Below are 20,532 nucleotides of genomic sequence, written 5' to 3'. Positions count from 1 at the left end.
GCATACATTCATATCGGTAACTTTATCCTCTATAACAGGAGATCAATTAGTATTACAACATGAAGATCTTTTCATTTTGGTAGTTTTGTTATTAACCTATTTTATAATTAAAAAAATTATCACCTATTTCAACCTAGAACTTAAATATTTTGACAAAGACTATCTCTATTCTTTTTTGAAAAAAGTACTATATGCATTTATCTTCCTACATATCGTCTCTTTTATTTCAGATATCGTGAGTACTATTTCTCATTTAAATAGTTTTGGAAGTATTTTATCATCCGTAGTTTTTGTTGGACTCCTTTTAACCTTCTTTGCAATGAACTCTTACAAGGTTCAAGTTGAAAAAGACATTGCTTTGAAGCAAAAGAAATTCGAACAAAAACATTTACAAACCTATACAGATGAAATTGTTGGATTGTATAATGAAATTCGAGGTTTTCGTCATGACTATGCAGGTATGCTTGTCAGCATGCAAATGGCAATTGACAGTGAAGATTTACAAGAAATTGACAGAGTTTACAATGAAGTATTACTAAAAGCGAATCAAAAACTGCGTTCAGAGAAATATACTTACTTTGATTTGAATAATATAGAAGATTCAGCTTTACGTAGTTTGATTGCTCAATCCATTGTTTATGCACGAAATAATGATGTAGAGTTTACATTGGAAGTAAAGGATGTTATTACTAGATTGTCAATGGATTTACTTGATCTTGTTCGTATCATGAGTATTCTCTTAAATAATGCTGTTGAAGGTGCTGCGGATAGTTACTTGAAACAAATGGAAGTTGCAGTCATTAAAATGGATTTTGAAACAGTTATAGTTATCCAGAATTCATGCAAAATCACTATGACGCCTTCAGAGGACCTATTTGCCTTAGGTTTCTCTACCAAGGGAAGAAATAGAGGTTTAGGACTTAATAATGTCAAAGAGATTTTAGATAAGTATGACAGCATTATTTTAGAAACAGAGATGGAAGACAGCACATTTAGACAAATTATTAGATTTAAGAGGGAATTTGAATGAAAGTATTAATTTTAGAAGATGTTATTGAGCATCAAGTGAGACTTGAGAGAATATTGAATGAAATCTCTGAGGAATCAAATATTCCTATTTCTTACAAGACAACAGGAAAAGTTCGTGAGTTTAAGGAATATATCGAAAATGATGAAGTAAACCAGCTTTATTTCTTAGATATCGATATTCATGGAATTGAGAAGAAGGGCTTTGAAGTAGCACAATTTATCCGTCATCACAATCCTTATGCTATTATTGTCTTTATTACCAGTCGATCTGAATTTGCTACCTTAACGTACAAATACCAGGTATCAGCCCTAGATTTTGTTGATAAAGATATCAATGATGAATTGTTCAAAAAACGCATCGAGCAGAGTATCTTCTATACCAAAAGCATGTTGCTTGAAAACGAAGATGTTGTAGACTATTTTGATTACAACTATAAGGGAAATGATTTGAAAATTCCTTACCATGATATTCTGTATATCGAAACAACAGGTGTTTCTCATAAATTGCGAATTATTGGTAAGAATTTTGCCAAAGAGTTTTATGGAACTATGACAGATATTCAGGAGAAGGACAAACATACTCAGCGATTTTATTGCTCCCATAAATCTTTCCTTGTCAATGTGGGAAATGTGAGAGAAATTGATCGAAAGAATTTAGAAGTTGTTTTTTATGAAGATCATCGTTGTCCCATTACCCGTTTGAAAGTTCGTAAACTAAAAGATATTCTAGAGAAAAAATCTAAAAAGTGATTGACAATTAGTAAGAAATTGATATAATGGTTATATCTGCTACAGATAGATGGTCCGTTGGTCAAGGGGTTAAGACACCGCCTTTTCACGGCGGTAACACGGGTTCGAATCCCGTACGGACTATTTTATCCGCCATAGCTCAGTTGGTAGTAGCGCATGACTGTTAATCATGATGTCGTAGGTTCGAGTCCTACTGGCGGAGTCAGATAGAAAGAACACCACCCGGTGTTCTTTTTATTCTTAATTTGTATCACCTAACATTTTCATAAGGAAGTCTGTCATTTCTTGCGGGCTTTCTTTTTTTCCATGGGCAATCCAAGTCTGGCAAACTCCAAATAAGGCATTTGTTAGATAAATGCTGCTGTATTCGAGTTCAATTGGATTTAGTTGTAGTTGCATAAAACGTTTCTGAAGATCAGTGCTAAGCATAATATGCAGTTTATTTCTCAAGAAATTTTGGATTTCTTTTGTACCATTTTCAGATAAGAGTGCAGCCAGAAGTGGCTCAGACTCTAAATATTCAAATACTTCTAAAATGGCATCTCTTTTATGATGAGCATGTTTTTGGAAAATATACTCAAAGGTATGAAAGAGCTTACTTTGGTAATGCTCAATCATATCATACTTATCCTTGTAGTGAGTGTAAAAGCTGGAACGACTGATTCCGGCTTTTTCTGCTAACTTGACAGTAGAAATTTGATCAAAGGGTTGGTCCATCAATAATTGAACCATGGCATTTTCGATAATTCGTTTTGTTTTTAAGCGTTTGTTACTTTCTTTCATAACTCCTCCTTGTAGACAAATTAGACAATATGTCTAAAAAAAGTATTTTTTACCTTGTAATTTGGATTTTTTGATGTATAATCTATTATATCAAAATTTTAGACAATATGTGTAAAAAAGGAGGAAACATGTTTAAAGAGTGGAAAGCAATATTTAAAAAACCGACCTTTATCATTGTAATGATAGGGATTTCTCTCATTCCAGCTTTATACAACATTATATTTTTATCATCCATGTGGGATCCATATGGGCAATTATCAGAGTTACCTGTGGCAGTTGTCAATAAAGATAAGGAAGCTTCTTATAATGGACAGACAATGACAATAGGTGAAGACATGGTGTCTAATTTAAAAGAAAATAAGGCTTTAGATTTTCATTTTGTTAATGAAGATGAAGGGGAAAAAGGCCTAGAAGAAGGTGACTACTACATGGTAGTGACTTTACCAAGTGACTTATCTGAAAAAGCTACTTCTATCTTAACAAATCATCCTGAACAGATGCAGATTGATTATCAGACGTCAAGTGGGCATAGCTTTATTGCAAGTAAGATGAGTGATTCTGCAATGACACAATTAAAACAAACCGTCTCTACGAATGTAACTGAAACATATACCAAGGCACTATTTCAAAAAATGAATGATTTGAAGTCTGGAATAAATAAGGCAGCTGATGGAAGTGAAAAATTGGCTAATGGAGCCGATCAGTTGGTGACGGGAAGTCAAACATTGACGGCAAATCTTAATACTCTAGCTAACTCAAGTGTAACTTTTTCAAATGGAGCGGATCAATTTACAAAAGGCTTATCTAGCTATGTGTCTGCTATAGAGCAATTACATCTTGGTTTAGGAACTTTTAATAGTGGTTTACAAAGTTATACAAATGCAGTTTCACAGGTTGACACTGGACTTGGTCAATTGGCCTCAAAAACTCCTGAGTTGGTGGCAGGTGTAAATCAGCTAAATACAGGTATAAAGTCTTACACAGGTGGCGTTTCACAACTGGATGCAGGTCTCAGTCAATTTTCAGTTGGTGTAAATGCTTATACAAGTAGTGTAGAGAAACTTTCTAGCGGAACGAGTCAATTATCCAACCAATCAGATACACTAAGAGATGGAATAGAGCAATTAAATACTGGTATTAAAGAAATTTCAAGTCAATTAAAGTCCTCATCTCAACAAAATGAACAAATTACTCAATTGGCAACTAGTCTAGGAGAACTGAATAAAACACTACAAGCTCTTACGATAGCAGATAATACTCAACTGAAAAAGACATTATCAGAAGCTTTGCCAAATCTAACAACTCTTGCACAGAATATTGTGACCAAAAGTCAGACAGAACAAGAGAAAACTCTTGCGAACCTTCAATCAACAGCTACTTATCAATCTCTCACAGAGGAACAGAAGAAAGAACTGACAGAAGCTATTTCTAAAAATTCTAATTCTACTATTGAGTCAGCAAAAACAATTTTAACGACAGTAGGAGGATTGAAAGAAAGTATAGAGAATTCAGAACAACAAGTATCTAATCTATCTGATGTGCAGACGAAGGCAAATAAACTCTTACCTGAAGCATCTAGCTCCTTGACAACCTTGTCAAATGGATTTACAAAATTGCAAACTGCTGTAGATAATCAGTTGGTTCCAGGAAGTCAGTCAATTGAAAAAGGAGTTGTAAACTATACTAAAAGACTGGATGCTATTTCTATAGGTGCCAATAAACTGAGTGAAAAGAATGCAAACTTAACAACTAGTCTAGATCAATTAGTTTCTGGATCAAGTAAGTTGACACAAAATACATCAACCTTGACAGATGGAGTAGATGCGTTAGCTGGAAAAGCTCCAGAATTAGTATCAGGTATAGAAAGTTTGTCATCTGGTTCTGCTCAATTGAATAATAAGAGCCCAGAGCTGATAGCAGGTCTTACTACATTACAATTTGGATCTGGTCAATTAACAGATAAATCAACACAGTTACTTTCTGCAGCATCTCAACTAGGAAGTGGTGCTATGAAAATTGCAGATGGTACTGGAAAACTAGCAGAAGGTGGAACTAGCTTAACCTCTGGTCTTGAAGATTTACAGACAGGAGTTGATTCGTTAGGAAAAGGATTAGGCAATGCTAACAATCAACTTAAATCAGCATCAACAGAATCTGAAAATGCAGAAACATTATCTAATCCTCTAGTTCTCTCAAAAACAGATAATGACCAAGTTCCTGTAAATGGGATTGCCATGGCTCCTTATATGATATCAGTTGCTCTTTTTGTTGCTGCTATATCTACTAATATGATTTTTGCGAAGTTGCCTTCTGGACGTCACCCAGAGAGTCGTTGGGCTTGGTTGAAGTCTCGTTCTGAAATAAATGGGATTATAGCTGTCTTAGCAGGTGTTTTAGTTTATGGAGGTGTTCATCTTATTGGTTTAACTGCTAACCATGAGATGAGGACTTTGATTCTAATTATAATCACAAGTTTAACTTTCATGTCTATGGTGACAGCTTTAACAACTTGGAATAGCCGTTTAGGAGCCTTCTTCTCTCTTATTTTACTATTATTACAGTTAGCATCAAGTGCAGGGACTTATCCCCTTGCTTTGACAAATGATTTCTTTAAAGGTGTCAATCCTTGGTTACCAATGAGTTACTCGGTATCAGGCTTACGACAAACAATCTCTATGACAGGAAATATTCATCACCAAGTAATTTTCCTTATTATAACACTAGCTTTCTTTACTGCTTTAGGTATGCTAGCTTATCAACCTAAGAAAATGAAAGAAGATTAAAAAGATTGACCAATTCTTTGGTCAATCTTTTTCAGTCTTAGATAAATTTTGTCTGTAATTATAGATCCCAAAAAGAAGAAGGGCAGTTAGTGAACAGGCTGCTCCAATAATAAAACCATTGGGAATAAAGGAAAGTGTAATGGTGCCTTTTCCCTTTGGAACATCAACTTTCATAAAACCAGTTTGAGCCTGCTTGATTTCAAGTTTTTTCCCATCTTGGTATGCAGACCAACCTTTGTCATAAGGAATAGTGAAGAAAATAGAGGTATCTTGTTTGACTTCATATGTAGCAAAGACTTTATTTTTAGAGGTGGATACTTCTACAGGTTGTTCTTTAATCTTTTGAATTGCCTCAGTAAGAGCCTGAGTATCTAAACGATAGAAGGTTGGAGATTCAAATGACACCTGAGAATTTCCAGGGAAACTAACACTGATATTGAAAGTTTTTTGTTCCTCAGTATAACCTAAATTAAAGAAATTAAATGCATTGTCAGTTGTAAAAGTCTTTTTTTCACCATTGACAATGATGTCAACTTTCTTTTGCTTGTCGTTTGTAAAATGAAGATTTGAAAAAGAGAGATAGACTTGGCTATTTTGAGGAACCTCAATTTGATAATCAATCTTTGCATCTTCATTCGCAGAACTTGTGATGCTTGTTAAACCATCTGAAGTATCTGTTTTATCATATGCTATTTGGGAGAAGTAATCTAAGTTGAGATTCGCAAGCTGGTTTATAAATAGAGCCTGATTATCTAGAGTGTGATTGTTAAAGTTTACATCTGTGTAAATAGATTGAGTGGCAAAGGCAATGGGTAAATAGAGTTGATTTTTATATAAGGTTAAATGATCCTTTTGATAAATCTCTTGAAAGCCATACTTATCAAGTGAAGTTTCAGAAATATTGTACTGGATTCCAAATAAACTGTCTGCTAAAAGACTGTTATTTGCATAACGGAGATTGAGGTTGGTTCCAGAGGATTTGAATCCCAGTTTATCCAAACTAGTGCTAGCTGAGCGATTTCGTACAGACGAAAATTGAGAGATTCCATTGTAGTTAAATTTCATACTGTCATTTCCAGTCTGAATTTGCAGTTTTTCAGTACGTGTAAATGGATTGTCAATTTGGTTTAGAATGGATTCCATAGCGGTGATATCTCTATTATAGGCATTACGAGAAGCAAAGGCCCATTCTTTAGCTATTCCTTCCATTTGAGATGAAGCATTTAAGCTTATCTCAACTGTTATAAATAAAGACAAAAGGATTGCAAATAGATTTACAGAGATAAATTTTCTAATGACTGCAAGAAGTAAAAGAGCATAAACTAGAAGAAATTCAAGGGTGAGCAGGATATTCAAATCGCTTAAAAAAGAATAGTGTGATTTAAAGTATACAGTAGCCAAAAATCCTGTCAGTACAAGAAAAAGTGAGACAAATAGATTCCAGAGCTTCAGTTCTTTCAGGCGATTTAAGACTTCTGCTGCAGTATAAATTAACAGAGTAGAAAAGATCCAAGCATAGCGATGCAAAAACATATTTGGAGTATGCATCCCCTGCCAAAATAGATCAAGTGCTTCTATGTAAAAGCTTGTTATTAAAAAAGTAAAGAAAATTGCATAGATAAGTTTCACGTGAAACCTTATGGATTTTATTGTAAAAAATAGAATAGTTAAAATAAAGGGAAGCAATCCAACAAAAATCATTGGTATAGATCCATACTTAGTTGTATCAAAAGATCCAATGAATTGTTTTGCGAAAATATCCAAATACCAGCTACTGTCTGTTTTTAATTTTGTGATGGCAGTCAACTTCTCACCATGAGTTTGTAAATCAAACAGTGTAGGAAGAGTCATGATCAAACTAGCCATTCCTGCTAAAAAGGAGGTAACAACAAAATCAAGAAAAGATGATTTTCGAGTTTTAAAGTCCCAAGAAATTTGGCAGAGATACCAGAAAATAAGAAACAATGCTGTCATATACCCAAAATAATAATTTTGAATAAATAAGATTGACAAACTTGTAAAGTATAGTAGGCGCTTCTTTTGTGTTATAAGTAGGTGTAAACCAGTTATAATTAAAGGAATTAAGATAAAAACATCTAACCAGGTTTTTATCTCTAACTGACTGACGGTAAAGCTCATTAGAGCATAGGAAGTAGATAAGGCCAGTTTTAAAAATTTTGGGATATCTTTAAATAATTTATTCAAACTAAAGAAGGTTGACAGACCAATCAATCCAAATTTTAATAGAGTGGTCAGATAAACAGCATCTGGCATATTCGACAGGTTAAAAAAGTAAACTAGGGGTGAGAGAAAACTACCCAAGTAATAACTAGATAGAGCATAGAAATTTAGTCCGAGGCCACTTGTAAAGGTGTAAAATAAACTGCCATTTCCATGTAAAATATTTCGTAAAGCCACATCGAAAATAACGTATTGATGGAAACCATCTCCTAATAGTGGGGATGTATCGCTATTCCAGTAGATACCTTGAGATAGATATACTCCAGACATAATCACTATAGGAATGATGAAAGAAATAAAATAGGCCCAATATGTTTTAAAAAATGATTTCATGTTACCTCGTAGAATGATAGAAAACTCAGTTGGTTAACCCAACTGAGTTTTGAAGTCTTATTTAGTCTTTCCAAAGTTCTTTAACTTTTGCTTGTACTTCTGCATTTTCTAGGAATTCATCGTAGGTTTCATCAATACGATCAATGACGCCATTCTTAGACAAAACAATGATATGATTTGCCAAAGTTTGGATAAACTCGTGGTCATGACTGGCAAAGATGATTGATTCTTTAAAGTTTTTCAATCCATCGTTCAAGCTTGAGATAGATTCCAAGTCCAAGTGATTTGTTGGATCATCAAGTACAAGGACATTTGATTTTAAAAGCATAAGTTTTGAAAGCATGACACGAACTTTTTCTCCCCCTGACAAGACATTTACAGGTTTGTTAACCTCATCTCCAGAAAAGAGCATACGACCAAGGAAACCACGTAGGAAGGTATTGTCATCTTCTTCTTTACTTGCAAATTGACGCAACCAGTCAAGGATTGACTCTCCTCCTGCAAAATCAGCCGAGTTGTCTTTTGGCAAGTAAGAACGGCTAGTAGTAACTCCCCACTTGACAGTTCCTTCATAGTCGATGTCACCCATAATTGCACGAATTAATGCAGTCGTTTGAATGTCATTTTGTCCAATAAGAGCTGTCTTATCACCTGGACGCAAGATGAAACTAATATTGTCCAAGATAGTTTCACCATCAATCTTGACAGTTAGGTTTTCTACTGTCAAGAGATCATTACCAATCTCACGTTCTGCTTTAAAGTTGATAAATGGATATTTACGACTAGATGGAACAATCTCTTCTAATTCAATCTTGTCAAGCATTTTTTTACGAGACGTTGCCTGTCTTGACTTAGAAGCGTTGGCAGAGAATCGAGCAACGAATTCTTGCAATTGCTTAATTTTTTCTTCTGCCTTGGCATTACGGTCTGCTAGCAATTTAGCCGCAAGCTCAGAAGATTCCTTCCAGAAGTCATAGTTTCCGACATAGAGTTTGATTTTTCCAAAGTCAAGGTCGGCCATGTGAGTACATACTTTGTTTAAGAAGTGACGGTCATGGGATACAACGATAACGGTGTTATCAAAGTCAATCAAGAAGTCTTCTAACCATGTAATTGATTGGATATCCAAACCGTTGGTTGGCTCGTCCAAGAGAAGAACATCTGGTTTACCAAAAAGTGCTTTGGCAAGGAGAACTTTTACTTTTTCACCATTTGCCAATTCGCTCATGTTTTGGTAGTGCAATTCTTCTGGAATATTTAGGTTTTGAAGTAGTTGAGATGCTTCACTCTCTGCTTCCCAACCTCCAAGTTCAGCAAATTCGCCTTCAAGTTCAGCAGCACGAACTCCATCTTCATCGGAAAAATCTTCCTTCATGTAAATAGCATCTTTTTCCTTCATGATGCTATAAAGTTTTTCATTTCCCATGATAACGACATCAATTACACGTTCATCTTCATAGTCAAAGTGATTTTGACGGAGGACAGAGAGACGTTCATCTGGACCAAGAGAGATGTGACCAGTTGTAGGTTCGATATCACCAGCTAGAATTTTTAAGAATGTAGACTTCCCAGCACCATTAGCACCAATTAATCCGTATGTATTTCCTTCTGTAAATTTGATGTTGACATCATCAAAAAGTTTGCGATCACTAAAACGTAGTGAAACATCAGATACTGTAAGCAATGTTTTTCTCCTATAATATGTAATACATTTATTCTACTAGAAAAAAGAGAAATATTCAAATTTTTCTTTGTCAATTTTATGTCAACTGAGTTTACAGTTATATTTACAACGAATCGGCTCTGTGATTTAAATAATTTTCTGTTATTTTAACAAAAAAATGCTATAATTGAAGAGACCATTTCGAAGGAGAAAAAAATGACGAAACCCATTATTTTAACAGGAGACCGTCCGACAGGTAAACTGCATATTGGACATTATGTTGGTAGTCTAAAAAATAGAGTATTACTGCAGGAAGAAGATAAGTATGACATGTTTGTTTTTTTGGCGGACCAACAAGCCTTGACAGATCACGCCAAAGACCCTCAAACGATTGTAGAATCGATTGGGAATGTTGCCTTGGATTACCTAGCAGTTGGATTGGATCCTAGTAAATCGACTATCTTTATTCAAAGTCAAATTCCAGAGTTGGCTGAGCTGTCTATGTACTATATGAATTTGGTGTCACTAGCTCGTTTGGAGCGTAATCCGACAGTAAAAACAGAGATTGCTCAAAAAGGATTTGGGGAAAGTATTCCGACAGGTTTTTTGGTTTATCCAATCGCTCAAGCAGCAGATATCACAGCCTTTAAGGCTAATTATGTTCCTGTAGGGACAGACCAAAAACCAATGATTGAACAGACTCGTGAAATTGTGCGTTCCTTTAATAATGCTTATAATTGTGATGTATTGGTTGAGCCAGAAGGTATTTATCCAGAAAATGAGAGAGCAGGACGTTTGCCTGGTTTAGATGGAAATGCTAAAATGTCTAAATCCCTTAATAATGGTATTTATCTAGCAGATGATGCGGATACGTTGCGTAAAAAAGTCATGAGTATGTATACTGATCCGGATCATATTCGAGTTGAGGATCCAGGTAAGATTGAAGGGAATATGGTTTTCCATTATCTAGATGTTTTTGGTCGTCCAGAAGATGCTCAAGAAATTGTGAATATGAAAGAGCATTATCAACGTGGTGGTCTTGGTGATGTGAAGACGAAACGTTATCTACTTGAAATATTAGAACGCGAACTTGGCCCTATTCGTGAGCGCCGTATTGAATTTGCTAAGGATATGGGAGAAGTGTACAATATGCTTCAAAAAGGTAGTGAGAAAGCGCGTGAGGTTGCGGGGCAAACTTTATCTGAAGTTAAGAAAGCAATGGGACTAAATTATTTTAAATAATAGATAAAATATGAATCATAAAACTATCTCTTCCATAGGTTCACAGGGATAGTTTTTTTATGATTTCTACCATAAATATAATTGACAAATTTTCATAGAATGGTATGATAGATACAATACAAAAAGAGTCAAGCTCAAAAAAAAGAAAAGAGGAAGCTTCAATGTCTAATTGGGATACTAAATTTTTAAAAAAAGGTTTTACCTTTGATGATGTATTGCTCATTCCAGCAGAAAGTCATGTGTTGCCTAATGATGCAGATTTAACAACAAAATTGGCAGATAATCTGACTTTAAATATCCCAATTATAACAGCCGCCATGGATACAGTCACAGAAAGTCAAATGGCTATTGCTATTGCTCGTGCGGGTGGTCTTGGAGTAATCCATAAAAATATGTCTATTGCGCAACAGGCGGATGAAGTTCGCAAGGTAAAACGTTCTGAAAATGGTGTTATTATTGATCCATTCTTCTTGACTCCAGAACATACCATTGCTGAGGCAGACGAACTGATGGGACGTTACCGTATCAGTGGTGTTCCAGTTGTAGAAACACTTGAAAATCGTAAATTGGTTGGTATTCTAACAAACCGAGATCTTCGCTTTATTTCAGATTACAATCAACCAATCTCAAATCATATGACCAGTGAAAATCTTGTCACTGCCCCTGTTGGTACAGATCTTGCAACAGCTGAACATATTCTTCAAGAACACCGTATTGAAAAACTTCCTTTGGTTGACGAAGAAGGCCGTCTTTCTGGCTTGATTACTATTAAGGATATTGAAAAAGTTATTGAGTTTCCAAATGCTGCCAAAGATGAATTTGGTCGTCTTCTAGTTGCTGGTGCGGTGGGTGTCACTTCAGATACATTTGAACGTGCAGAGGCTCTCTTTGAAGCAGGGGCTGACGCAATTGTTATTGATACTGCACATGGTCACTCTGCTGGGGTTCTACGTAAAATTGCTGAAATTCGTGCTCACTTCCCAGATCGCACTTTGATTGCTGGTAATATTGCAACTGCAGAAGGTGCGCGTGCTCTTTATGATGCGGGTGTGGATGTTGTCAAAGTTGGGATTGGACCAGGTTCTATCTGTACTACTCGTGTGATTGCAGGTGTGGGTGTCCCACAAGTGACAGCAATTTATGATGCGGCAGCAGTTGCGCGCGAATATGGAAAAACGATTATTGCTGATGGTGGAATCAAGTATTCTGGAGATATTGTAAAAGCCCTTGCTGCAGGTGGAAACGCAGTTATGCTTGGTTCAATGTTTGCTGGAACAGATGAAGCACCAGGTGAAACGGAAATCTTCCAAGGACGTAAGTTTAAGACTTACCGTGGTATGGGATCAATTGCTGCAATGAAGAAAGGTTCAAGTGATCGTTACTTCCAAGGTTCTGTCAATGAAGCAAACAAACTCGTTCCAGAAGGAATTGAAGGCCGTGTTGCCTATAAAGGCGCAGCAGCTGATATTGTCTTCCAAATGCTTGGTGGTATTCGCTCTGGTATGGGTTACTGTGGTGCAGCTAACCTTAAAGAATTGCACGACAACGCTCAATTTATTGAAATGTCTGGGGCGGGTCTAAAAGAAAGCCATCCTCATGATGTACAAATTACTAATGAGGCACCAAACTACTCCATGTAAGAAACAAAAGAACTCCTGAAATTCAGGAGTTCTTTTTGTTTACAAAGGTGTCAATTTTAATTTACAAATATTTTACCGTTTTGGATATTGAAAATACTAAGATTTTCTGGTAAGTTTTGCAAGTGGTCTAAACTTGTTGTTGTAATGAAGGTCTGGATAGATTGTGAAATAGTTTCTAGTAATTTTAATTGTCGTGTGTTGTCAAGTTCGCTCATAACATCGTCAAGCAAGAGTATTGGAGACTCGTTAGTAATGCTTTCCATTAGTTCAATCTCTGCTAGTTTGATAGAAAGTACAAGACTACGATGTTGACCTTGACTTCCAAAACTAGCATCCATACCATTGATATAGAAAGCAATGTCATCTCGATGAGGGCCAACACCAGTATTCTTTTTAAATAAGTCTCTGGATCTGTTTTTCTCCAAAGCAATTTTAAAAGAACTTGTTAGCTGTTCTTCATTAGTGAAGTTGACAGTTGATTGATAAGATATTGACAACTCTTCTGATTGATTTGAAATTTCTAAGTGTTTTTTTTGACCAAATTTCTCTAAGTCTTTAATGAATTTTATCCGATGTTTTATGACGCGACAACCATACTCTACTAACTGTTCATCTAAGACCGACAGAAATGTTTCGTCAATCTTATGGTTAGATTTTAGATACGTATTTCTTTGCTTGAGTATATGGTTATAGTTTGACAGGTCTGACAAGTAGATTGGTTTAATTTGTCCCAATTCTATATCTATAAACTTTCGGCGAATGGAAGGTGCTCCTTTAATTAGCTGGAGATCTTCAGGTGCAAAGAGGACAACATTCATATGTCCGATATAGTCTGATAGGCGAGCTTGTTTTAAGTGATTGACTTTAGTCACCCGCCCTTTTGGTGTTAAATCAATTTCTAGAGGGATAGAGCTTGTTTTTTTCTGTAGCAAGCCAGAAAGATGAAGTTGCTCTTCATCAAAATGAATGAGATTTTTATCTGTCCGAGTACGATGACTACGTGTCAAGGCTAAGAAATAGATTGCTTCTAGAATATTAGTTTTTCCTTGTGCATTTTGGCCTAAAAAGACGTTCAATTTTGGATTAAAATCAATTTTTGCCTCTTTGTAATTTCGAAAGGTTTTAATTGTTAAATGTTGAAGCCACATAGTTATCTTCCTGGAAAACGTGGAGCTTGTTTGAATTTAGGTGATGAAGTAGTTTTTTGTTTTTCTTTCTTGACACCTTTATTCATCTCTTTGACAAGTTTAGCAATTCGTTCTTTTTCGATCTTATCTGCTTGGTATTCTTCTTGCTCTTTTAAACTTGGTTGTGTCAAGGTGATGTCAATCTTTAAATCAGGAATGTCAATCGTATCTCCAATACGGATTTTTTTCCCACGTCTACTTTCTAATTCACCATTAAAGTAAACTTGATGCTCCATTAAAAAGGATTTGATAGCACCACCGCTTTGTATAATTCCAATCTCTTTTAGGAGGGCTTGGAGCGTAATAAATTCTTCAAATAATTTGTATTCCATAATTCACCTCAATCTTTGGTATTATACCATATTTTCCCTGAAATAGCTGAAGGAAAGTCAGTCGAAATGAAAACGATTTTACTTTTGAAAGCTATAAAGAGAACAAGAAAAATTTTGATTTTCGTGGTATAATAGAACTCTATATGTAAGGAGGTAAGGTATGGAGTTGGTGCCTGGAATTTCAGCACATTTTATTCAATCCAAAAAGTTTAAAACAAATAAAATCACTATTCGTTTTACTGCTCCCTTATCTCTTGAGACAATAGCAGGACGCATGTTAAGTGCAAATATGTTGGAGACGGCAAATCAAGCTTATCCCACATCACAAGCATTTCGCAGATACTTGGCAAGTTTATATGGAACAGATATTTCCACAAGTGCTTATCGTAGGGGACAGGCACATATTCTTGACTTAACATTTACTTATGTGAGGGATGATTTTTTAAGTAAAAAGAATGTCTTGACTTCTCGAATTTTGGAATTGGTGAAACAGACTTTATTTGCTCCCTTAGCTCAAGATGGTGCTTTTGAGCTAGCCTTATTTGAAATTGAAAGAAAACAGTTATTGGCTAGTTTAGCTACTGATATGGATGATTCATTTTATTTTGCTCATAAGGAGTTGGATAGCTTGTTCTTCCATGATGAGCGTCTTCAATTGAGATACAGTGATTTACGAAATAGCATTTCAAATGAGTCTCCAGAAAGTAGCTACACGTGCTTTCAAAATGCTCTGAAGAATGATCGTATTGATTTCTTTTTCTTAGGTGATTTTAATGAAGTAGAAGTGAAGGAGTGGTTGAGGTCATTCTCCTTTACTGGGCGTCAAATCGATGTCAAGCCTCAGTACCAACAACCATATTCAAATGTCCTTCGGGAAGGAATGGTTCGTAAGAATGTGGGCCAATCTGTTTTGGAATTGGCTTACCATTGTTCTACGAGCTATGGAGACAAGCATCATTTGGCCATGGTAGTAATGAATGGTCTGTTAGGTGGTTTTGCTCACTCTAGGCTTTTTACAAATGTTCGGGAAAATGCTGGTCTAGCCTACACTATCTCCAGTCAATTGGATTTATTTAGTGGTCAATTGAGGATGTATGCTGGCATTGATCGGGAAAAGCGCAATCAAGCCAGAAAACTGATGAATCATCAATTACTTGAACTAAAGAAAGGTAATTTTACAGATTTGGAGATTGAACAGACTAAGGAGATGATTCGCAGAACCTTATTGCTTGCGCAAGATAGTCAGAGCTCACTAATCGAGCGAGTTTATTTGAATAGTCTGTTAGGGAAATCTACATCAGATTTTGACAGTTGGATTGAAAAATTAAATCAAATTGACAAAGAAGCTATCTGTAAAGCAGCAAATAGTGTTCGGTTACAAGCGATATACTTTATGGAAGGAATAGAATGACACCAGTTACCTTTGAAGAAAAATACTATCCTGCTGTAAAGGAGACGGTTTATCAGACTCGTCTATCAAATGGATTGACAGTATCTCTCCTTCCTAAGAAACAATTTAATGAAGTTTACGGAGTTGTAACAGTTCAATTTGGATCAGTAGATACAAACTTTACATTATCTGAAAAAGGTTTACAGTGTTATCCAACTGGAATTGCACATTTTCTTGAACACAAACTGTTTGAGAGAGAAAATGCTGAAGATATTATGGAGTCTTTTACACGCTTGGGAGCTGATAGCAATGCTTTTACAAGTTTTACAAAGACGAGTTATTTGTTTTCAACAATAGATCATTTATCAGAAAACTTGGATTTGCTTGAAGAATTGGTAACAGTTGCTCACTTTACAGAAGAGTCAGTTGAGCGAGAGCGGGAAATCATTCAACAAGAACGTGAGATGTACCAAGATGATCCAGATTCGCGCCTGTTTTTTGCAACATTAGCAAATCTTTATCCCAATACTCCTCTGGCAGCAGATATTGTTGGAAGTGAAAAGTCAATTAACAATATCCAGCTAAATGACTTAAAAAATAACTTTACAGCCTTTTACAAACCTGTAAATATGTCTTTGTTTTTAGTTGGGAATTTTGATGTAGATACAGTTAAGAACTATTTTTCGCAAAAGAAACTTAGAAACTTGGAAGAAATGGTAGTAAGGAAGGAGAAGCTTACTTTACAAGCTGTCAAAGAAAGAGATAACCTTCGGATGGAAGTCTCTTCACCAAAACTTGCTGTTGGAATTAGGGGAGCAGGTGAGGTGGCAGCAGAAGATTGCTACCGTTATAATATTTTGCTAAAATTATTGTTTACGATGATGTTTGGTTGGACTTCTGAGCGATTTCAAAAGTTATATGAGAATGGGAAGTTAGATGCGTCATTGTCACTTGAGGTTGAAGTCAACAGTCGCTTTCATTTTGTGATATTGACGATGGAAACGAAAGAACCTGTTTCGTTGTCGCATCAATTTCGAAAGGCTATTCGCAACTTTACGAAAGATTCAGATCTTACAGAGGAACATCTGGATCTTGTTAAGAGTGAGATGTTTGGGGAATTTTTCAGTAGTATGAACTCCTTGGAGTTTATTGCGACACAGTATGAACCAGTCGACAGAGGAGAAACTATTTTTGATTTACCAAAAATTTTACAAGAAATCACTTTAGACGATGTTCTTGAAGCAGGTCATCGTTTGATAGATGATGGTGATCTAGTTGATTTTACAATCTTTCCAGCTTAAAATATAACTAATACTAGAAAGAAGGAATGGTACGTATGAGAAAAAAAACAATTGGTGAGGTGCTTCGTTTAGCCAGAATTAACCAGGGATTGAGTATAGAAGAACTGCAGGCAAAAACGGATATTCAGATGAATTTATTAGAGGCTATGGAGGCTGATGATTTTGATCAACTTCCTAGTACCTTCTATGCTCGTTCTTTTTTAAGAAAATATGCTTGGGCGGTTGAATTGGATGAACGAATTATTTTGGATGCCTATGATTCAGGCAGTATGATTACCTATGAAGAGGTAGATGTTGATGAAGAAGACTTGTCTGGTCGCAGACGATCAAATAAGAAAAAAACGTCTTATCTCCCCTTGTTTTATTTCGTTCTATTTGCTTTGTCAATTTTAATTTTTGTCACTTACTATGTTTGGAACTACATCCAAACTCAGCCAAGTCCTTCTTCAGCTAATTATAGTGTTGTGAACTCGACTAGTTCAACAACCTCAGCTAGTTCATCTTCTAGTAGTCAGACATCTAGCTCGTCTTCTACTACGGAATCAACTATTACAGTGTCAGGCGAAGGAAACCGCATTGAAGCTCGGTATAAAACGAGTAAGGAAACCGCTACTGTTCAACTGGCAGTATCAGATGCAACTAGTTGGGTAAGTGTTTCAGGAAGTGAGCTGGAGGGTGGTGTGACACTATCCGCAGACAATAAGAATGCAAAAACAACAGTTTCAACTAAGAATCCCGTTACTATTACTTTAGGTGTAGTGAAGGGAGTTACTGTGACTGTGGACAATCAAACGATTGATACTTCGAAGCTGACAACTCAGACTGGAACTGTAACACTTACATTTACTACAGATTAAGGAAAAATCAATGAAAAAAGAACAAATTCCTAATGTATTAACTATTGGTAGAATTCTCTTTATACCTCTCTTTATTCTTATTTTGACTTTGGGCCATTCACAAGGCAGTCATTTGCTGGCAGCGATCATCTTTGCAGTTGCTAGTATAACGGATTATCTTGATGGCTACCTTGCTCGTAAATGGAATGTAGTCAGCAACTTTGGAAAGTTTGCAGATCCAATGGCCGATAAGCTGCTGGTTATGTCAGCTTTTATCATGTTGATTGAGTTAGGTATGGCTCCAGCTTGGGTTGTTACTATTATCATCTGTCGTGAACTTGCGGTGACAGGCTTGCGTTTGTTGCTTGTTGAGACGGGAGGGACAGTTCTAGCAGCAGCGATGCCAGGGAAAATCAAGACCTTTAGTCAGATGTTTGCCATTATCTTTTTGCTCTTACATTGGAATTTAATTGGTCAGCTGTTGCTTTATATCGCTTTGTTTTTCACTATCTACTCTGGCTATGATTATTTCAAGGGTAGCGCTCATGTATTCAAAGGGACATTTGGTTCGAAATGAAATCGATTATTGAAGTAAAAGATCTGTCTTTTCGTTACAAGGAAGATCAGGATCATTATGATGTTAATAATGTCTCGTTTCACGTGAAACGGGGAGAATGGCTTTCGATTGTAGGTCATAATGGGAGTGGAAAGTCAACAACTATCCGTTTGATTGATGGCTTGCTTGAAGCAGAGTCTGGAGAGATCTGGATAGATGGCAAATTGCTGTCCTCTGAGAATGTTTGGGACTTGCGTCGTCAAATTGGTATGGTTTTTCAAAATCCAGATAACCAATTTGTGGGTGCGACTGTTGAAGATGATGTTGCCTTTGGTTTAGAAAATCAGGGACTTCCTCGTGAAGAAATGAAAAAGAGAGTGGCTGAATCTTTGGAGTTGGTAGGTATGCTGGACTTTAAGAAGAGAGAACCAGCTCGTTTGTCTGGTGGACAAAAACAACGTGTGGCTATTGCAGGGGTTGTTGCCTTGAGACCTGCCATTTTAATTCTGGACGAGGCTACAAGTATGTTGGACCCCGAGGGTCGAAGAGAACTGATTCAGACAGTTCAAGAGATTCGAAAAGACCACCAGATGACAGTCGTTTCCATTACACATGACTTAGAGGAAGTTGCGATGAGTGACCGTGTCTTGGTCATGAAAAAAGGCCAAGTGGAGTCAACCAGCAGCCCAAGAGAACTTTTTTCTCGGGATGACCTTGACCATATAGGGTTAGATGAGCCTTTTACGAATCAATTGAGAGAATCTTTGAGAGAGACGGGCTATCAGTTGCCAGATGGCTATTTGACAGAAGGAGAGCTAGAGGACAAGTTATGGGAATTACTCTAGAAAATGTGAGCTTTACCTATCAAGAGGGGACTCCCCTATCTTCATCAGCCTTGACTGATGTTTCCTTGACGATTGAGGATGGCTCCTATACAGCTTTAGTAGGTCACACAGGTAGTGGGAAATCAACGATTTTACAGCTTTTAAATGGCCTATTGGTACCAAGTAAGGGTTCTGTTCGAGTTTTCGATACTGTCATTACTCCTACATCAACCAATAAAGAAATTCGCCAGATTCGAAAGCAGGTTGGTCTAGTGTTTCAATTTGCTGAAAATCAGATTTTTGAAGAGACTGTTTTGAAAGATGTGGCGTTTGGACCGCAAAATTTTGGAGTTTCTGAGGAAGAGGCCAAGAAAATTGCGCGTGAAAAGTTAGCCTTGGTGGGCATTGATGAGTCACTCTTTGAGAGAAGCCCATTTGAACTTTCGGGTGGGCAGATGAGACGTGTGGCCATAGCAGGGATACTCGCGATGGAGCCAACTGTCTTGGTTTTGGATGAGCCAACAGCTGGACTAGATCCTTTGGGTAGAAAAGAATTGATGACCCTGTTTAAAAAACTTCACCTTTCTGGAATGACAATTGTTCTGGTAACGCATTTGATGGATGATGTAGCTGAGTATGCTGATCAGGTCTACGTTATGGAAAAGGGGAGCTTAGTCAAAAGTGGCAAACCGAGCGAAGTTTTCCAAGATGTAGCCTTTATGGGAAATGTGCAGTTAGGTGTGCCTAAAATCACAGCCTTTTGCAAACGTTTGGCAGATAGAGGTATAGCTTTTAAAAAACTGCCAATCAAGATAGAGGAGTTTAAGGAGTCGCTAAATGGATAGTATGATTTTAGGGCGTTATATACCGGGGGATTCCATCATTCATCGCTTGGATCCACGTAGTAAATTGCTTGCCATGATCCTGCTGATTTTGATTGTATTTTGGGCCAATAATCCCCTTGCCAATCTCATTCTTTTTGTAGCGACAGGTATATTTATCGCTTTGTCGGGTGTTTCTCTCTCATTTTTCGTTCAGGGATTAAAATCCATGTTCTTCCTGATTGCCTTTACGACTCTATTTCAACTCTTTTTCATTTCAAGTGGAAATGTCTTATTTGAGTTTTCTTTTATAAGAATAACGGATTATGCGTTGCAACAAGCGGGAATCATTTTCTGTCGTTTTGTGTTGATTATTTTCTTTTCAACCTTGCTGACATTAACGACCATGCCTTTGAGTCTGGCAGCTGCAGTTGAAGCTCTTTTAGCACCGCTGAAACGCGTGAAAGTTCCCGTTCATGAAATTGGTCTCATGTTATCAATGAGTTTGCGTTTTGTTCCAACCTTGATGGATGACACAACGAGAATTATGAATGCTCAAAAAGCTCGTGGAGTTGACTTTGGCGAAGGTAGCATCGTTCAAAAAGTAAAGGCTATGATTCCAATTTTAATTCCTCTTTTTGCGACTAGCTTAAAGCGTGCAGATTCATTGGCAATAGCCATGGAAGCGCGTGGTTATCAGGGAGGAAAGGGTAGAAGTCAGTATAGACAGTTGAGATGGAGTCAAAAGGATACACTGGCAATTCTTGTGATTTTGGTACTGGGATGTTTCTTATTTTTCTTAAAATCTTAGCAGGTTTGTA

General features: G+C 36.6%; 17 protein-coding genes and 2 tRNA genes. 14 read left to right on the top strand and 5 right to left on the bottom strand.

The window, feature by feature from the left end; translation table 11 throughout:
- The 4 genes from comD to D8804_RS06595 all read left to right on the top strand — a co-directional run.
- Positions 1-1,030 (top strand): competence system sensor histidine kinase ComD (gene comD, locus D8804_RS06610; protein ID WP_125399232.1); only part of this gene is annotated, 1,030 nt, incomplete at its 5' end.
- On the top strand, positions 1,027-1,779 hold the full coding sequence (gene comE, locus D8804_RS06605; RefSeq protein WP_000866079.1) for a competence system response regulator transcription factor ComE: 753 nt from the start codon (positions 1,027-1,029) through the stop codon (positions 1,777-1,779). The genes comD and comE, both read left to right, overlap by 4 nt.
- Before the next feature lie 51 nt (positions 1,780-1,830).
- A tRNA-Glu gene (locus D8804_RS06600) sits at positions 1,831-1,902 on the top strand.
- A gap of 5 nt (positions 1,903-1,907) precedes the next feature.
- Positions 1,908-1,981 (top strand) — tRNA-Asn (locus D8804_RS06595).
- Between the two features lie 38 nt (positions 1,982-2,019).
- Here the strand turns inward: D8804_RS06595 and D8804_RS06590 are convergent.
- The gene (locus D8804_RS06590; protein WP_125399231.1) at positions 2,020-2,562 is read right to left on the bottom strand and encodes a TetR/AcrR family transcriptional regulator; all 543 of its coding nucleotides are present in this window, start codon (positions 2,560-2,562) and stop codon (positions 2,020-2,022) included.
- Positions 2,563-2,690: 128 nt separating this feature from the next.
- On the opposite strand from D8804_RS06590, the gene D8804_RS06585 reads away from it, so the two are divergent.
- On the top strand, positions 2,691-5,345 hold the full coding sequence (locus D8804_RS06585) for a YhgE/Pip domain-containing protein (protein WP_125399230.1): 2,655 nt from the start codon (positions 2,691-2,693) through the stop codon (positions 5,343-5,345).
- 21 nt (positions 5,346-5,366) lie between these two features.
- On the opposite strand, the gene D8804_RS06580 is transcribed toward D8804_RS06585, so the two are convergent.
- Both D8804_RS06580 and D8804_RS06575 read right to left on the bottom strand, forming a co-directional pair.
- The gene (locus tag D8804_RS06580; protein WP_125399229.1) at positions 5,367-7,919 is read right to left on the bottom strand and encodes a YfhO family protein; all 2,553 of its coding nucleotides are present in this window, start codon (positions 7,917-7,919) and stop codon (positions 5,367-5,369) included.
- 61 nt (positions 7,920-7,980) lie between these two features.
- Positions 7,981-9,603 (bottom strand): ATP-binding cassette domain-containing protein, encoded by a 1,623-nt coding sequence (locus tag D8804_RS06575; protein WP_084945635.1) that lies wholly within the window; start codon positions 9,601-9,603, stop codon positions 7,981-7,983.
- Positions 9,604-9,798: 195 nt separating this feature from the next.
- On the opposite strand from D8804_RS06575, the gene trpS reads away from it, so the two are divergent.
- Positions 9,799-10,824, top strand: a complete 1,026-nt coding sequence (gene trpS / locus D8804_RS06570; protein ID WP_125399228.1) for a tryptophan--tRNA ligase — start codon at positions 9,799-9,801, stop codon at positions 10,822-10,824.
- A gap of 161 nt (positions 10,825-10,985) precedes the next feature.
- On the top strand, positions 10,986-12,464 hold the full coding sequence (gene guaB, locus D8804_RS06565; protein WP_000073406.1) for an IMP dehydrogenase: 1,479 nt from the start codon (positions 10,986-10,988) through the stop codon (positions 12,462-12,464).
- A gap of 56 nt (positions 12,465-12,520) precedes the next feature.
- On the opposite strand, the gene recF is transcribed toward guaB, so the two are convergent.
- The gene (gene recF / locus D8804_RS06560) at positions 12,521-13,612 is read right to left on the bottom strand and encodes a DNA replication/repair protein RecF (protein ID WP_125399227.1); all 1,092 of its coding nucleotides are present in this window, start codon (positions 13,610-13,612) and stop codon (positions 12,521-12,523) included.
- Between the two features lie 2 nt (positions 13,613-13,614).
- Positions 13,615-13,983, bottom strand: coding sequence for a S4 domain-containing protein YaaA (gene yaaA, locus D8804_RS06555; RefSeq protein WP_125399226.1), 369 nt, complete (start codon positions 13,981-13,983; stop codon positions 13,615-13,617).
- A gap of 160 nt (positions 13,984-14,143) precedes the next feature.
- Between yaaA and yfmF the strand changes: the two genes are divergently transcribed.
- Genes yfmF through D8804_RS06520 form a run of 7 tightly spaced genes read left to right on the top strand, consistent with a single transcriptional unit; the run spans position 14,144 to position 20,522 of the window.
- Complete coding sequence (yfmF, locus tag D8804_RS06550; protein WP_125399225.1) at positions 14,144-15,394, top strand: EF-P 5-aminopentanol modification-associated protein YfmF; 1,251 nt, start codon at positions 14,144-14,146, stop codon at positions 15,392-15,394.
- On the top strand, positions 15,391-16,674 hold the full coding sequence (yfmH, locus tag D8804_RS06545; RefSeq protein ID WP_125399224.1) for an EF-P 5-aminopentanol modification-associated protein YfmH: 1,284 nt from the start codon (positions 15,391-15,393) through the stop codon (positions 16,672-16,674). Before yfmF ends, yfmH begins: the two co-directional genes overlap by 4 nt.
- A 35-nt stretch (positions 16,675-16,709) precedes the next feature.
- Positions 16,710-17,531, top strand: coding sequence for a cytoskeleton protein RodZ (gene rodZ, locus D8804_RS06540; protein ID WP_185774043.1), 822 nt, complete (start codon positions 16,710-16,712; stop codon positions 17,529-17,531).
- Between the two features lie 10 nt (positions 17,532-17,541).
- Positions 17,542-18,087: a CDP-diacylglycerol--glycerol-3-phosphate 3-phosphatidyltransferase gene (gene pgsA / locus D8804_RS06535; RefSeq protein ID WP_125399222.1), complete on the top strand. Its 546-nt coding sequence runs from the start codon at positions 17,542-17,544 to the stop codon at positions 18,085-18,087.
- On the top strand, positions 18,084-18,911 hold the full coding sequence (locus tag D8804_RS06530) for an energy-coupling factor ABC transporter ATP-binding protein (protein ID WP_125399221.1): 828 nt from the start codon (positions 18,084-18,086) through the stop codon (positions 18,909-18,911). The genes pgsA and D8804_RS06530 overlap by 4 nt, the downstream gene beginning before the upstream one ends.
- A complete protein-coding gene (locus tag D8804_RS06525) occupies positions 18,896-19,735 on the top strand; it encodes an energy-coupling factor transporter ATPase (protein ID WP_125399220.1) in 840 nt (279 codons plus the stop codon). Before D8804_RS06530 ends, D8804_RS06525 begins: the two co-directional genes overlap by 16 nt.
- Positions 19,728-20,522 carry an energy-coupling factor transporter transmembrane component T family protein gene (locus D8804_RS06520; protein ID WP_000377878.1) on the top strand — a complete coding sequence of 265 codons (795 nt, stop codon included), beginning with the start codon at positions 19,728-19,730 and terminating at the stop codon, positions 20,520-20,522. The genes D8804_RS06525 and D8804_RS06520 overlap by 8 nt, the downstream gene beginning before the upstream one ends.
- Positions 20,523-20,532 lie beyond the last annotated feature (10 nt).

Source organism: Streptococcus oralis, assembly GCF_003944215.1.
Lineage (GTDB): Bacteria > Bacillota > Bacilli > Lactobacillales > Streptococcaceae > Streptococcus > Streptococcus oralis_BI.
Note: the sequence above shows the minus strand (reverse complement) of the source record. Positions and strands in the feature narration are given on the sequence as shown.